At 72.4% G+C, this 14238-nt stretch carries 9 protein-coding genes; 3 read left to right on the top strand and 6 right to left on the bottom strand.

The genetic code is table 11. From position 1 onward, the window contains the following. Positions 1 to 56: 56 nt before the first annotated feature. Positions 57 to 1232 (bottom strand): FxsB family cyclophane-forming radical SAM/SPASM peptide maturase, encoded by a 1176-nt coding sequence (locus AB0H37_RS05385; RefSeq protein WP_360611560.1) that lies wholly within the window; start codon positions 1230 to 1232, stop codon positions 57 to 59. Continuing rightward, entirely contained in the window at positions 1229 to 2599 is a 1371-nt protein-coding gene (locus tag AB0H37_RS05380; RefSeq protein ID WP_360611558.1) for an HEXXH motif domain-containing protein, read from the bottom strand. Before AB0H37_RS05380 ends, AB0H37_RS05385 begins: the two co-directional genes overlap by 4 nt. Positions 2600 to 2796: 197 nt before the next feature. Between AB0H37_RS05380 and AB0H37_RS05375 the strand changes: the two genes are divergently transcribed. From AB0H37_RS05375 to AB0H37_RS05365, 3 genes are all read left to right on the top strand, one after another. Then, positions 2797 to 3765, top strand: a complete 969-nt coding sequence (locus AB0H37_RS05375) for a hypothetical protein (protein ID WP_360611556.1) — start codon at positions 2797 to 2799, stop codon at positions 3763 to 3765. Then, positions 3711 to 4769, top strand: a complete 1059-nt coding sequence (locus AB0H37_RS05370; protein WP_360611554.1) for a hypothetical protein — start codon at positions 3711 to 3713, stop codon at positions 4767 to 4769. Before AB0H37_RS05375 ends, AB0H37_RS05370 begins: the two co-directional genes overlap by 55 nt. A 62-nt stretch (positions 4770 to 4831) precedes the next feature. Further along, positions 4832 to 7237: a hypothetical protein gene (locus tag AB0H37_RS05365; protein WP_360611552.1), complete on the top strand. Its 2406-nt coding sequence runs from the start codon at positions 4832 to 4834 to the stop codon at positions 7235 to 7237. 84 nt (positions 7238 to 7321) lie between these two features. Here the strand turns inward: AB0H37_RS05365 and AB0H37_RS05360 are convergent, their stop codons facing one another. The 4 genes from AB0H37_RS05360 to AB0H37_RS05345 all read right to left on the bottom strand — a co-directional run bounded on the left by AB0H37_RS05360 (position 7322) and on the right by AB0H37_RS05345 (position 13964). Continuing rightward, on the bottom strand, positions 7322 to 8257 hold the full coding sequence (locus tag AB0H37_RS05360) for a hypothetical protein (RefSeq protein WP_360611550.1): 936 nt from the start codon (positions 8255 to 8257) through the stop codon (positions 7322 to 7324). A 26-nt stretch (positions 8258 to 8283) separates the two neighbouring features. Then, positions 8284 to 12171, bottom strand: a complete 3888-nt coding sequence (gene fxsT / locus AB0H37_RS05355; protein WP_360611548.1) for an FxSxx-COOH system tetratricopeptide repeat protein — start codon at positions 12169 to 12171, stop codon at positions 8284 to 8286. Positions 12172 to 12269: 98 nt separating this feature from the next. After that, entirely contained in the window at positions 12270 to 12440 is a 171-nt protein-coding gene (locus AB0H37_RS05350) for a hypothetical protein (protein ID WP_179836872.1), read from the bottom strand. 201 nt (positions 12441 to 12641) lie between these two features. After that, entirely contained in the window at positions 12642 to 13964 is a 1323-nt protein-coding gene (locus AB0H37_RS05345) for a hypothetical protein (RefSeq protein WP_329086952.1), read from the bottom strand. Positions 13965 to 14238: the final 274 nt, after the last annotated feature.

Here is a 14238-nt window from a genome sequence, read left to right as displayed (position 1 = left end):
TACAGTCAAAAGGCGGGTCAATATCGGACTAAGACCGATGAACCGGAGACGTTCCGTCAGGCCGCGCCGCCGCGCCCGGAGGGGCGGGCCGCGGCCGCCAGGTCCTCGGCCACGCGGACGCGCACGTGCTCGATGAGACGGATCATGTCCGGGCAGTAGACCGTGGGGTTGTCGAAGCCCGACCCGTGCCGGTAGCGGTGGGCCTGGAGGCCCGCTCCGCACACGGCGACGAACCGGCAGGCCCGGCAGCGCTCGCACAGCGCCGCCGCGCCGAGCTGCCGCTCGACGGCGGCCGGCAGGGCGCGCGCCGCGTCCAGGGAGTCGCGCAGGACGTTCAGGCCGGTGCCGGCGGACGCGGCGGTCATGGGCTTGAGCAGGTCGGAATGCTCGATCGCGCCGTCGGTCTCGATGACGGCGTACCGCACGGGGGCGAGCCCGAGCCCCTCGTTGCCGACCTTTCCGCCGAGCAGCAGGGTGAGCAGGTCGCTGAAGGTCCGGACGTCCGCCGGCGGCTCCGCCGCGCCGTACCAGCGGTCGAAGATCTCCATGAGCCAGTCGGCGTACGGCGTGGCGGGCGACCCCTCGGCGCGTCCCGGGGGAGGCGCCGACCAGTTCCCGTGGGGGAGGAGGAAGTCCAGGCGGGGCGGGCGGTGGCGCAGCAGCGCCTCGTAGGTCGCGACCGGGTCGTTGCGGAGGTCGATCGTGCAGAGGATGCCCGAGAACAGGTGCCGGTACGGGCCGGTGGACAGGGCGTGCAGCGCGGCCGCCACCGGGGCGTGGCTTCCCCGGCCGTCCGGCAGGCGGCGGTGCCTGTCCTGCGCGGCGGCGTCGCCGTCCAGGCTCACACCGATCCGGACGCCGAGCCGGTCGAGCTGGGCGAGGCGGGCCTCGGTCAGGCGGGTGCCGTTCGTCTGCACGAAGAACGACCCGGACACGCCTTCGGCGCGCACGGACCGGACGACCCGCTCGACGAGGGACGGCGCCGCCAGCAGCGGCTCGCCCCCGTGCAACACGACGTCGACCGAGGGAATCGCGTGCTCGCGGACGTGGTCCCCGATGCGCCGGGCGGCGGCGTCGACCACCTCGGGCGGCATCGTGACCGGACGGTCGCGCCAGCTCTGGTCGCCCATCTCGTAGACGTAGCAGTAGTCGCAGGCCAGGTTGCAGCGGCTGTGGATCTTGAGGATGAACTCCCGGAAGGGCAGCGCCTCGGGGGCCGCGGGCGCGCTCATGCGACCGGGTCCGGAAGGTCGCGGACCGTCCGCAGGCAGCCGGGCAGCGGCCCGTTGGCGGCGATCCAGCGCTCGCGGTGCGCGTGGAACCGCTCCGCCGCCAGCGCGGCGGCCGGCCCGGGGACCGGCTCGGCCCCCCACTGGTCCAGCACGCGCCGCATCCCCTGGACGAACCGCACGGTGAGCGCGGGCAGGCGGTCGTGCGAACAGAGCTGGACGAGCCCGAGCCGCACCGCCTCGCGCCAGTGCGCGTACTCCAGATGCGCCGCCAGGGCGTGCTCGCCCGCCTCCAGCCAGCGCTGCCGCCGCCAGAACCGCACGACGCCCAGGAACGCGTAGGTGCCGTGCAACAGGCCGGAGAACGGCCTCGGGTCGGGGCGCCAGGGCGCGTAGTACCGGCGGCCGTCATCCCCGGGCAGCAACTTCACCGCGTCCATGATCGCCGCCAGCTTGCCGTGCTGGGCCTCGTGGACGAGCGTGACCGCGAGCTGCGTCGGGTCGACCGGCAGGGAGAACGCGACGCAGCCGTAGTGCTCCCGCGAGGTGGCGCTGCGGAACGAACCGACGGACGACCGCAGGGGCGTGAGCGTGGACACCATGCCGGAGAGCTCGCGCGCGCTGGAGCCGTGGTGGCGCGACAGCAGGGCCCAGCTCGCGCCGAGTGTCCGCTCCAGTTCCGCGACGGCGGTCTCGGAGAGGCGCTCGGCTCCGGCGGACGACGCGTCGGGGAAGCGGAACGGGTCCACATCGTCGAGAAGGAGCTCGATCTCGGCTCTCCCGGCGGACGGCGCCCGGAGGGTGCGCAGGCCCCGCCAGCCCGGCGCGTCCGGGGTCCCGTCAGCGGGGATCGGTGAACTCGTCCGTCCGGCCGTGGCGACGACCTCCCGGCCGTCGTGGACGATCCGCACCGTCTCGGCGTCTCCGGGCGCTGTGAGAACGCCCACCGAGGGCAGGGTCACCACGCCGCGGGAGACGGGAACGGTGAAGGTCCCCGGGCGGCGTCCGCGCACCGCCGCGGCCGCGGCCATCCCCGCGAGCTGCGCGGGGCGCACGCCGGGCGAGGCGCCGGGCGAGGCGCCGCCCTGGAGGACGCGCAGCGCGTGCAGGCCCCACCCGCCGGTCGAGGGGTGGCCGATGACGGCCGCGGCGGCGTCGGGGACGCGCCGCTTCAGCTCCATCAGCTGCTCGAAACCGTGCCGGGCCGCCGCGGCCTCCGGGTGGCCGGCCCGGCGGGCGGCGTCCACCACGGAGCACAGCAACAGCAGGTTCCGGCTGTGCTGGATCGCTCCCAGCGATTCGATCGCACCGGACGTCGCCATTCCCGAGGCGAGCGAGTCGAAATCGGAACCGGAAAAGGAATGATTCATCAACGTCATAAAGCCCGGCCCTCCGCCGAACACCCGAACACCCGCATTTTAGTCCGCATCTCGTGATCGTGAAACGTCGCCGCCGGTCCCGCATGCGCCCGTCACTCGCCGGCGGCGGCTTGCCGTCCGGTAGCGAGTCCGTGACTCGTCCGCGGCGGGCGACGCCGGCGCGCTATTCTGACCGCGGAGGACGATCAATGGGCGTTCGCAGGCTGTTCTTCTGTATGGTCGGTCTGCTGCTCATCGGGTGCGTGAGCCGTCCCTCCGGCGCGGCCGCGGAAATCTCGCCCTCGTTATCGGACGATCCGCCGCCCTTGTCCGCCCCGTCCCCCGGTGCGGGGGACCAGCGGGAGGCCGCCACCGTGTACTGCCTGTCCCGCCCCGGCCAGATGACCACCGCACTCCTGGCGCTCGGGCTCCCCGTCCCGGGGGCCGCACCCGCACCGGCGCCCGCCGGGACACCGCCGGGGACGCCGGCCCCCACCGCGTCGCCCGCCCCTTCGGGCCCGTCCGGAGCATCGCCGTGGCCGACTTCGGCCGCCCGCACCCCCGGCCCCGCCGAACTGCAGGCCTGGGCCGTACTTCACAGAAAGGACTTCGACCGCGCCTGTGACGCCCTGATAGGCGCCCAGACCGTTTCGCGGGAGAAGTCCAAGAATGGATCATCGGCGTGGGCGTCCGCCGCAAAGGTCATCGGTCCGCTCCTGGTGGGCGCCCTGCTCACCCTCTTCACCACCGAATGGAGAGCGGCCGTGGACCGCGGCCGGAAAGAGGGGCTCGAACTCCGGAGACTGGGCAGGGAATTCCTCGCCGAGGCCGGCGACTACGCCGAGCGGCGCAGGACGGCCGGGCAGCCGTCCGCCCAGGCCATGCGCGACACCGCGCGGAAACTGGCACTCCACCTGGAGGAGATCAAGGCCCGGCACCCCTGGTGGCGCACCCTGTCCCCGGTGCTCGCCGCACTCGCCCCGGACGAGCTTGACACCGCCGTCGTCACGGGGTGGAGCGACCTGGGCGACGAGGACAGAGAGACCCGGCACGCGGCGGTCATGGACGTCGTCCACCGGATCGACGCCCAGGTCGGCGGCACCGCGCGCGCCCTGGAGCACCCGTGGCGGCCGCCGGTCCTCCGCTGGTTCGCGCTGTGGCAGAAGGTTCCCTCGTGACGAACGACCTCAGGCCGGGAAACGGGCGCCTCTCGGTGGGGAATCCGCTTCGTCTGGTGCGTTACGCCGACAGGCCGCCCCTGGCCCTGGAGCCCCACCGCGTCGGCAAGCACGCGGACCACTACGTGAAGACCCGCTCGTTCACCACATGCTTCTCGGCCTTCCAGAGCGAGATAGACGATATCGAGGCGATCCGCGACAGGGGCCATCTCGTCTTGGTCCACGGAATGGAGGGGACCGGAAAGACGTCCCTGATCTGCAGGTGCGTCCATTTCCTCAAGGAGCTCGCCGGACAGATCGACCTGCAGGTCGTCGACGCCAGGACGCTGAGCGGCCCGGTCGGGACACCGGAGCGGCGGATGCTGGGACTGGTCTTCAAGATCTGCTCACAACTGATGGAGAGCGCGCACTTCGCGGGCTCGCAGTCCCGGCTGGAGCGCCTGCAGAGCGTGATCAAGGACGTCGACCGCCTCAAGGCGCGGGAGGGCCTCACCGCGGACCGGGTGAGGGACGAGGTCGCCACCATGCTCTGGGAGATCGGCCTGGGAGCCGCCGACGAGGGCCCGCTGGTCGTGGTCATCCTCCCGCGCTCCGCGAGCCTGCTCGACGTGCGCTTCTACGCCGAGGTCGTCCAGCCCTGCATGCTGTTCTTCGCGGAGTTCGAGGACGAGGACACCGATCAGGAGCACCCGCCGTTCCACGGCAACATCTCCGTCATCCCGCTGCGTCCCGGCCCGCTGGCCGTCGAGGACGGCTGGGAATTCGTCCGGCGGCGCCTCTACCGGGAAACGGACCGCCGGGAATCGCTGAATATTCAGGAAGACCATATCAAAGCGATTATGACGGCATATGACGGGCGCATGACGATAAGGCTGCTGGTGGACGGCTTGGCGGAGGTCTTCGAGCAGATCATTAGGGCTGACAGTCCGCGCGATGTGAGTTACAGTGATCTGGCGTCCCAGTTCATCCTGGCCCCGCCGATCGCAGAAACGGGCTCCTCATGACTGCTGATCATGAGCCGTCACCGGCGGCACGGCGCAATCCCTTCCCTCCCGGGGCGTCCGCCATGCTGGGCGAACTGCCGGGCGAAGTGGTCAGCCTCGACACCCCGGCGATCCTCACCGTGCGGCGCGTGGTCGACGACTACCTCGCGCGGAGCCTGATCCTCTGGCGGGACGTGCGCTCTCAGCAGGGCACCGGTCGGCGCGGTGGCGAGGCCGGAGCGGCCGACCCGCGGGAACTGACCGACGACGAGGCGGTGCGGGCGTCCTCCACCGGCGCGAACGGCGAGGTCATCGCCGTCGCCGGTGAGGCGGGCACCGGCAAGACGCACCTGCTCAACACCCTGATCCACCGGTTACGCCATCCGCCGCCGGGCGCCGCGATCCCGCGCAAGATCATCTATCTGTCGGCGCAGGCCGCCGACTTCGGCACGCTGTACCGGGCCTCCTTCATCACCAGGTTCCACCCCGACGAGCTCAAGGACATCGCCCTCGGCTACTACGCCGACGTGGTCGCCGAGCGGCTCCGGATCGACTTCCCCCACCTGGCCGAACAGGCGGCGGCGCTGGAGAGGCGCGACCCCGGACTCGACCCCCGGACGATCGCGCGGCAGGCCGGTCTGGCGGCCAAGGTGCCGAGGCAGCTCCAGGAGCGGCTCTGGCAGGTGACCGGGAACAAGCAGTTCGGCACCGCCTTCGCCCTGCTGGCCGACGTCCAGCTCGTGCTCGCGGTGATGGACTGGCTGGCGAGCGGCGCGCCGCCCGACGCCCGCCTCCAGGAGCAGGGGATCACCGGGGCCCTGTCGTCCAACGCCCAGATGCTGGACTGCATGGGCGCGCTCACCAGCCTCTACGGACGGCAGGGGCAGCACTTCGCACTCGTCATCGACGACATCGAGAAGTTTCTCGGCCGTCCCGGCCCCCTCCAGCCGGACATGACGAACACGGCCGACACCCTGAAGTCGTTCCACAAGCTGCTGCGCACGTTCGTCGAGAGCGGTGGACTGCTCGTCCTCGGCGGTCTGCCCGAGTACCTCGACCAGCTCCCCGACGACGTCAAGTCCCGCATACGCACCCGCATCTCGCCCTCCCCCCTGGACGGCGGGCAGATCGCCGAGTACGTCCGGCTGCGCCAGGGCGGCGTGCTCGAACCGTTCGAACAGTCGGCCTGCGACGCGATCCACCGGCTCACCGGCGGCCGTCCGCGCCAGGTCGTCAGGCTCTGCTACCGCAGCTTCCAGCTCACCGTGCCGCCCGCGCGTGTGGACGCGCCCGCCGTCCACACGGCGGCGCGGCAGGAGAACCTCGGCTACGTGGTGCCGCTGGACGACCTCCTCTCGAACATCTCGGAGATCCTCAACGGGCGGGGCTGGGCGGCCGAGACGAGCTATCCCCTGCTGCCCGAGCGCGAGCGGCCCGACTTCTGGATCCCGATGCCCCCCGGGCAGGACCGCGCGGGCTGCGCGATCGTGGTGAGCGCGCCGCTGGTGCAGGCGGACGAGGCCGAATCGCTGATCGCCCGCGTCCGGGCCATCCGCAGCAACAGCCCCAGGCGCCGCGTGGTCGTGGTGACGGGGTTCCTGAGCGAGGAGATCCGCCCCTCCCTGACCCGGGCGTGCGGAGCGCCGCCGATCGTGTACCTCGCCGACCAGTTCCACGATGTCCTCACCGGAAGCGTGGACGCTCTCAACCGGGAGATCATCGGCGACCGCGCCGGTCCCGCGGCCTCCGGCAAGGACATCGAGATGATGCGCGACTCGATGGAGCGGATCAGGCGGCAGGTGACCGCCTCGCACGACCACCTGCTCAACCTGCAGAGCCAGGTCGAGCAGATCCGCCAGCAGGCCGACCGGCAGCTCCAGGCGATCAGAAGGGACCTGACCCACCCGCCCGCGGCGCCCGCCCGAGCCGCCGCCGAGCCGGAGCGGCCCGGACCGGACCTGCCGGACGCCGTGATCCGGCTCTTCACCCACGCGCTCGAATGCCTCGCCGCGATCGACGACGTCGACGGCTACATCGGGCGCTCCTTCGACCTGTCCCGGGACGACGCGGCCACCGCCGGCGCCATGCTCAGCTACCGGCTGCGCCGCTACGAGATCTTCGAGGCGATCGGGGTGAGCATGGTGCTGCGGCGGCTCGTGACCTCGTTCGAGGAGTCGGTCGCCGGCTGGCTGGCCGGCGTGCGGTCCCGGCCGGGCCCCACCACCGAGGACCGGGTCCGGCTGGACCGGCTCTGCGAGGCGTTCGACGCCAGCTACGACGCCGTCCCGCTGTCGGCGCTGAGCCAGCTCGGCAGCCTGTCCGACGACGTGGTCCCCGGCCTGAGCGGCTCGGTCGCCCAGGTCGCGATCGTGGACAGCCTGGACGGGCTGAGCGGACGCGTCAGGCGCAGCGTCCTCAGTGCCGCGGAGGGATCGGACAGCACCTCCGACCCGCCGCCGGACGCCGTGCCGGGCCCCTCGCCCGCCTGAGAGACGTCCCGCCGCCGACGCCCGTCCGCTCCCGCAGGAGACCGCTCCCCGCCAGTCCTCGCCCGTCCCGCCGGTTCCCGGTGCTCACGCCGCGGCGCCACCGCCGGTGTACTCGTCAATGATCGTTTCCAGGCGCCGGTCGGCGTCCCACACGTTCTTCTGGCGCAGGGTGACACCGAAGAGCGCCAGATCGTCCGGCAGGCACCGGTAGTAGAGCGCCCCCTGCTCGACGTCCATGACGAGCCGGGACAGCCGCCCTCGCAGGGCGGGTCTGAGCCGGTACGACAGGGACCGCACGAGCTGCCGCGAGGCGAGGAAGATCTCCTCGTAGCGCTTCCTGTGCTCGGCGACCGACACCTTGCGGAAGTACGTCCCGAGGCTGTCGTCGGTGAGCACGTCGGTGCTGAAGAGGTGGTCGCCGCCGCGGTGACCCGAGACGTAGTGAAGGTCGAGCGGAGAGACCCGCCGCCGGCTGAGCTCCACCAGGCGGGCGTCGGCGTCCGGGGCCTCGAACAGGACGGGCGCCGGTTCGGGGACGTCCGGGAGCACCGGGGCATAAGTGCTGTAGCCGCCGAGGTTCTCGGGCCCCAGCGAGTAGAGCTCGCGCACCTGGTCGGAGATCTGCGCCATCTGCCGGTCGCCGCGTTCGACCGCCGCGCCCTCCCGCGCGACACCGAACTGGGTCTCCCCCGGGCGGAGCGAGATGTAGTAGACGCCGCCGGCGGCGCAGGACAGGACCAGGCGGATGAGCCGCCCGCAGTCCAGCGACGCCGTCCACGAGTCGATCTTGGCGAAGGTCGGGCCCAGCCTGCCGCCGATCTGGGCGTGGAGCTTCCTGTCCTCCGGTGACAGATCCGTATCTTCCACAGCGAACCGGAACATGCCGTCGATGAAGTTCGCGGTGTGCAGCAGCCCGGCGGCGCCCTCGAAGACCTCCTTCACCGTGTTCTCCAGCAGCGTTCCGGCGCCGGCGTCGATATGGCCCGCACGTCGCGTGGCGGTCCTCGGGGTCTCGCTCACTCGGTCTCCTCTCCGTCCGGCCGGGCTCAGATCTGCGGCGCGTCCCACTGGAACGCCCGGCGCTCGGTGGCCGGCGCCTCGTTCCGCAGCCGCGCCCGGGTGTGGGCGAGGTTCCCGCGCACGGCGAGGGCCCACGGATGCTCGTCGTCGGGATAGCAGGAGACGAGACGATCCTCGGCCTGCTCGTCGAGGTCCAGGGCCTCGTCGAAGCGGCCGAGGGCCATCAGGGCGTTGGCCTGGTCGACCAGCGCCCCCACCACGTACGGGTGGTCGTCGTCCAGCCTCTCGCGCAGCAGGTCAAGGGCGGTGGCGCTCTGCTCGCCGGCGAAGTCGGCGTCGCCGAGGGCGAGAGCGTAGACCGACAGGTTGCAGCGAGCGAGCTGGACGAACGGATGCCCCTCGTCGTACAGGCCGAGGTAGCCCATGACCGCCCGGCTCGCCTCGTCGCGCGCGGCCTCGTACGCGCCGCAGGCGTGCTCGGCCGCGGCGACGGCGAGCCGGCAGGCGAGCGTCTCGTAGTTCTCACCGGGATGGAAGTCCAGGTGGATCTTCAGCAGCCTGCGCAGTTCGTCCCGGTCGTCGCCGCGCGCCTCCGGGTCGCCGGGCCGGTGCCGGCGCGTGATGCGCTGGTGGCGCTGGGCGCTCAGCAGATGGAGGTTGGCGGCGTCGTCGCGGTAGAGCTCGCGGAGGACGACGACCGAGTGGGTCAGTTCGCGCGCCGAGTCGTCGTACCGCCCGAGACGGCGCAGGAGCGCGCCGATCTTGTAGGCGGAGATCGCGAGCGCCAGATGGTCACCGGGTTCCGTCCGCCGCTGCCGCTGCCGGGTGCGCCGTTCGATCGCCAGCGCCTCCCGGACGGAGGCGTCCTGCCCGTCCAGGGTCAGGGACAGGGTGAGGTTCATGGCCGCGGTCCGGGTCAGCTCGTGGTCGTCGCCCAGCTCGCGGCGCAGCCCGATCAGCGTCGCGCGGTCGCGCACCAGCGCGGCGGTGAAGTCGCCGGCCTGGCGCAGGTCGGCGGCGTACCCCCGCGCGCTCATCAGCGTCCGGGTGTCGGAGTACCCGAGGCGCATCTGCCGGTTGAGCGCGTCTTCGGAGATGACCGCCGCCTCCTCGAAACGGCCGAGCGCCCGCAGGAGGTTGGCCCGCTGCACCTCGACGCGCAGCAGCAGCGGATCGTCGGCGTCCAGGCGTTCCCGCCAGCCGGCCGACAGCCGCTCGGCGACGTCGAGACCGAGCCTGCGGTCGTTCACGTCCCCGGCCAGGTACAGGTGGCGCACGTGGCAGGCCAGCCAGCGGCGGACGGGCCGCTCCCCGCTCGCGAGCGCCTCGCTGACGAACAGGTGCCGCCGGAGCTCGGCGAACGTGGCGGCATGGTAGGGCTTGTCGACCTCGGCGTCGGCGGGCGCGAACGCGGCGAGGACGCGGTGCACCTCGGCGGTCACCCGGTCCCGCTCGCCGTCCCGCAGCGAATCCCGGATGATCTTCTGGACCATCCGGTGGACGCGCAGCTCCCCGCCGAGCTCGTAGTCCACCTCGGCCAGGCCGTACCGCGCCAGCCGGACGAGCAGCGCCTCCAGCCGCACGGAGTCCTCGGCGAGGTCGGACCAGTGCGCCTCCAGCGCGGCGAGCATGGCGGGGGAGAACAGCAGCCTGCGCCCCACGCCGTCCGGGGAGAGGAAGGCCGCCATCCGCATCAGGTGCACGGCGGCCTCGCCCGAGTCGATCTGGCGCAGGGCGTCGAGGGTCAGCCCGAGGACGATCCGGGCGGTCAGCAGGTCCGCCTCTTCCCGGCGGGCCGCGTCGCCCCGCGGCGCCGCGGGAGCGAGCCGCACGGCCGCGGCGCCGTCGGCGAACAGGCTGGTGAACGTCTCGACCGCGTCCTCGACCGCCTCCATCTCGCGGAAGGCCCCCGCGGACGCCGCCGTCCCGGGGCCGGGCTCGACGGGACGGGTGGCGCCGCGCTGCCTCCAGTCGGCGTGGCGTTCCACCCACGCCGCGGCCAGCGCCACGTTCAGGGGGAGGTCGCGCATGTGGCGCGCGAGCCGGTCGATGTGCTCGTCGGAGAGCGCGGGGACCCTCCTGCGGAACAGATCCCGGCTCTCGGCCCTGGTGAACGGCCCCGCCCGGGTGATCTTCTCGACCCGGCGGACCAGCGTTCCGGTCCTGAGGGTCTCGACGTCTCCGCCGGTGATGATGACGTGGTTCCCGCGGGTGGTCTCGGGCACGAGGTCGGCCAGGTCCTCGGCCCGCTCGACGTTGTCGTAGATCAGCAGCCAGGTCCCGGCGCGGTCGACCTCCTCCCGGACGAACTGCGCGACGGGGTCGCCCGCGGCGGACGCGGACCGGCGGCCGCCGCGGGCCTCGACCGCCTCGTGCATGGCGGTGAGGCCGGCCCGCACGCTCCCGGACGACGCCGCGGTGATCCACCAGATCGCGTCGTAGTCGCCCGAGAACCGGAGGGCGTACTCCAGGGCGAGCCTGCTCTTCCCGGTGCCCGCCGCACCGTTGATCAAGTAGATGCCGTCGCGGTCCGAGCCGAGCAGCGCGTCGCGCATCCGCTCGATCTCCCCGCCCCGCTCGACGAAGACGCCCGCGGCCGGGGGCAGGCGGCGGTGCCCGGGCGCCCGGCCCGGGAACCGGGGATCGCCCGGGGCCTCCCTGGGCGCGGGCGGCGTCCGCGCGGGCATCAACCGCTGGAACAGCTCGTCGCGGGCGGCCGGCTCGCCCAGGGCGAACAGGTCGATTCGCGCGGACGGCGGGACGCCCCGGGCCGGATCCTCGGGGGACAGCCGGAGGTACCAGTGACCGCCGGACACCGGCGTCACGGACGGGGCCGCCCCGGCCGCCTCGGGGCCGACGACGATCACGACGTCGTCGTCGCGGACCTGGCCCTGCCCGGCGGGACGCAGGTGCGTCGAGCGGAACTGGACGCCGAGCCAGTCGGCCCAGGCGCGCTGGGCGGGCTCGTAGATCACGCGGTAGTGGCGCGTCCGCAGCTCGTCCTCCGCGCCGATGCGGACCCGGTACTCCTCCACCGCCTCGGCCGTGGCCCGCGGCGGGTCGAACCGCTGCTCGTCGAGGATCGTGCGGAGCACGTCCCGGTAGGCGGTGAGGAGCCCGGAGCCCGCCTGGTCGCCGCCGAACACGGCGAGCCTCTCGGCGTCGGCGACCCTGGGAATCGCCATCCGCCGCCAGTAGGCGTCGCGCACCGAGGGCGGCGTCGTGCCGGGGAAGAGCCACGCGAACGCCACACCCGCCCCGCTGCGCACGCTGAGGGACGACGCGTCCTCCACCTGCATGAGCATCGGGAGGAGCCGGGGGACCACCACGGCCTTCAGCTCCCGGGCGAGCGCCTCTCCGGCCGCGATGCCGCCGGAGTCGGCCCTGACCCCGATGACCACGGTGTCGGCGAGCCTCGCCAGGGCCTCCGCCGGGAGGCCGGCGGCGTCGACGAGCACGTGGTCGTAGGAGGTGATACGCAGTCCGTCGCGGAGCGCGGCGACGAAACCGTGGAGGTCGGAGGTCCCCAGCTCGGTCCAGTGGCCGCGGGCGCCGCCGGAGCCCCGCGCCGGGAGGAAGTCCACCCGCCCGGCGATCGGCGGGCCGGGCGGCTCCCGGTGCCGCAGGACGGGCAGCAGGTCGAGCCCGCGGGGAGCGCCCTGGCCGCCGGAGCCGAACCCGCGGGCGAGGTCGAGGAGACCGGCCTCACCGGAGCCGTCGCCGGCGAACCTCGTCGCGTGGTCCTCCAGGGCGGGCGACGCCAGGTCGCCGTCGACCAGGAGCACGGCGCGGCCGGCGAGCGCGAGCATCCACGCGAGGTTCGCGAGGGTCGTGGTGCAGCCCGCGCCGCGCTCCGGCGAGGTGAAGGCGATGACGTTCGGCGGGCCGCTGCGCGGCGGAACGGGGGGGACCAACGCGGCTCCTTCGGGACCTCGCGTCCGGCGGCGGGCCGTCGCCCGCGCCGCGGACGCCGCTCACAACTGGAACATTCGCGACCGTTCGCACAATCCTTTCATATTCGCGCATTGAAGGTGAGATACAAGGCCGATTCCTTCAGGTTCTCGCAATAGATGCGGTTGACGGCTCTGCGGAGCGCCTCGCTCGGCAGTGCGTCCATTTGATCGAGATCGAAGTCGGTCACATCGATGATGGTGGTCGGGAGTTCCTCACTCGCATCGTCCATCGATCACTCTATTCGGCTGGTACGGCAGTTCTTTGGGGTTGACCGAATTCGGCCGCATGTGTCGAGGCCGCTTCCGCCATCCCGCATGGGCACGGTCGAGGCTAGCCTCATCCCGCAATGACGACTATGTCCCATGGCGCGTTTTCCGTGTTCCGCCGGGAACGCATCAGGGAACGTGCCCACCCGCCCCATCAGGCGGGGTCACGTTTCCGGGTCGGCGCCGGGAACGGAGGCGCACGCGTCGGCCTGGGAGGCCGGCGCGGGATCCGGGCGGCCGTCCCCAGGCCCGGCAGCCGACAGCGCCCCGAGCGGAACCGCGCCCGTTCCCGGCCGGCCCGGCTCTTCGGCCGGAGGGTGGGGCGGATCGTCGGCGAACCGGTTCAGCACCCCGTTGGAGGCGTAGTGCAGGACGTTCACGACCAGGATCGCCGGCGCGACGATCCCGACGGTGCCGCGGAAGTCGGGCTCCAGCGCCAGCGCCAGGATGATCGCGGTGATCCCGTTCTGCTGGCCGAGGGCCAGGTGGACGCGGTCGCGGCGGCTCAGCCCGTGTTTCAGCACGGGCACCACGAGCAGCGAGATGAGCGCCTGGGCGCCGAACGCCGCGACGCCCAGCACCAGTGCGGGGAGCAGGTCGACGCCGTCCACCAGCAGCAGGCCGAGCGCGAAGGAGGCGACCAGGAACGCGGTCGCCACGGCGCGGTCGATCGCCTTCGCGTACGTCCCGACCCTGAAGAAGAGGCCGATCAGCGCCACGGCGAGCATCAGCATCCACTGGGCCGCGACCAGGAAGACGCCCACCAGCACCGCCAGTGACAGCAGATCGGTCGACCGGCCGCCCGTGCCCGCGCCCCGCTCCGCGGCGGTCCCCACCACCCGCGTCCCAGCGAACTTCGGGCCCGGGGCCCGCAGTCTCCGCAACGCGACGAAGAGCAGATAGGCCGCGGCCACCAGCGTGAGGTTCAACCCCAGATCGGACAGGTAGGCGCCGAGCCCGTCTCCCGAGGGGCCGGCCTGCGGCGCACCCTCACGCCCCGAGAACCGGAAAGCGAGAATCGAGAAGTAGAGGGAGAGGAGCACCGTCACGGGGTCGTCGAACGAGGCCCAGGCGAACATGAGCGCCTTCGCCCGCGCCGACATCCGGCTGTTCGCCCGCATCGCGGCCACCGACAGGGGATCGATCTGCGCGACGGCGATACCGAGAACCAGGTACCGAGCGTCGCGGAACACCAGCAGCATCACCCCGGCGATCAGGGCCGCCTTGATGACCACGCCCAGCGTGACGGCCACCAGCACGCCCCGGGCGTCCCGCCTGAGCGCCCCGAGGTCGATCTCGTGCGTGCTCCCGTACAGGCCGATCGCCAGCAGGAACCCGGCGAGTAAGGAGTACCGGGCCGAGCCCGCGAGATCACCCGGATGGACGAGGGCGCCCGCGCCGAGCCCGGCCATCGTGGCCAGCAGCGCCCCGACGACGATGAGAGGAACGATCCGCGACAGCCGTCTCCACGATTCGCGCGCACTCAAAAGGCGTTCTCCGTTCCACGGGCCGGCTGCGCCTTCCAACGGAGCACCGGCGTCCGGATCGACGGACCCCCTCACCCAAGAACATCATAGGAAATGATCATCGGTCACCGAAAGCCTCATTCGATATCCGCCCCTTACCGCCTGACCGAATCCGGCGGCCGGTCGAAGCCGGAAAGTGCTCAGAAGGGGGTGTGGGAGGCTTTCGGGGCACGGCGTGGGACGTCCGCGCCCGGCCGCTGACTGGAACGGCGTTAAATTCGCCTATGACCTGACG

Origin of the sequence: Actinomadura sp. NPDC023710, assembly GCF_040639875.1 — a bacterium.
Taxonomy (GTDB): domain Bacteria; phylum Actinomycetota; class Actinomycetes; order Streptosporangiales; family Streptosporangiaceae; genus Spirillospora; species Spirillospora citrea.
Note: the sequence above shows the minus strand (reverse complement) of the source record. Positions and strands in the feature narration are given on the sequence as shown.

Bases quoted from the DNA above. Each gene is read 5' to 3' on its own strand.
- AB0H37_RS05350 (WP_179836872.1), bottom strand. From the start codon at position 12,440: ATGGACGATGCGAGTGAGGAACTCCCGACCACCATCATCGATGTGACC.
- AB0H37_RS05380 (WP_360611558.1), bottom strand. From the start codon at position 2,599: ATGAATCATTCCTTTTCCGGTTCCGATTTCGACTCGCTCGCCTCGGGA.
- AB0H37_RS05375 (WP_360611556.1), top strand. From the start codon at position 2,797: ATGGGCGTTCGCAGGCTGTTCTTCTGTATGGTCGGTCTGCTGCTCATC.
- AB0H37_RS05365 (WP_360611552.1), top strand. From the start codon at position 4,832: ATGCTGGGCGAACTGCCGGGCGAAGTGGTCAGCCTCGACACCCCGGCG.
- AB0H37_RS05385 (WP_360611560.1), bottom strand. From the start codon at position 1,232: ATGAGCGCGCCCGCGGCCCCCGAGGCGCTGCCCTTCCGGGAGTTCATC.